Origin of the sequence: Aeromonas popoffii (assembly GCF_000820025.1) — a bacterium.
Classification (GTDB): Bacteria; Pseudomonadota; Gammaproteobacteria; order Enterobacterales; family Aeromonadaceae; genus Aeromonas; species Aeromonas popoffii.
Map to the genome: position 1 here is coordinate 4,812 of NZ_CDBI01000040.1, position 649 is coordinate 5,460.

The following is a 649-nucleotide window of genomic DNA, read 5'->3' on the forward strand; positions in this document are numbered from 1 at the left end:
CATACGGTAACCCAGTTCCAGCCGCCCCTTGTCTGTGGTCATGCGGCCGACCCGAAAGCCCGCCGGTGGATAGATGAGCCGGATGCGACAATCCGCCGGTGGCTAGCGGATGAAATCGATGGCGTCGTTGTAACTGTGATGACGCTGTGGTTACGCCCCCTGCTGGCCCGCCAGAAAGGCCGCCAGATTGAGCGGATGTGGCATGATCTCCATGAAACGATCACCCGGAACCACCAATGCCGCACATTGGGTGAATTATTACGTCGCGTGTTCTACTTCCGGGATCAGGCTGCACCGTTCCCCGGTAACGGACATGGGCTTATGCAACTGGAGCGGAATTAGGATCAGCTATTTAGAGAGCGAGCACTAGGGGTTGATTGCCGTCCGTGCCGGCGGCGGGTACGGCGCAGCAGATCAGAGCCTCACTTTCGGCCGGCAGGTTGGATGGTGGCTGCGGGTAGGTTACCTGACCACTGACGATGCGCGTGCGGCAGGTGCCGCAGGTGCCGCCCCGGCAGCTGAACTCCGGTGTCAGGCCGCGGCTCTCGGCCAGCTCCAGCAGGCTGCCGCTACTAGGCAGCCAGCGCGCCTCCTTGGCCGAGAGCTCAAAAAGCACGGGCACCGGGTTGCTGGCCGCCAGCGGCCAGTC

At 62.9% G+C, this 649-nt stretch carries 1 protein-coding gene and 1 pseudogene; one reads left to right on the forward strand and one right to left on the reverse strand.

All coding sequences use genetic code 11. The features are described from left to right. Nucleotides 1-342: pseudogene (locus BN1129_RS24175) on the forward strand (hypothetical protein); the annotation flags it as partial. Between the two features lie 10 nt (nucleotides 343-352). Here BN1129_RS24175 and BN1129_RS21810 read toward each other — a convergent pair. Continuing rightward, nucleotides 353-649: 2Fe-2S iron-sulfur cluster-binding protein (locus BN1129_RS21810; RefSeq protein WP_042035663.1), on the reverse strand; the 297-nt coding region annotated here is incomplete at its 5' end.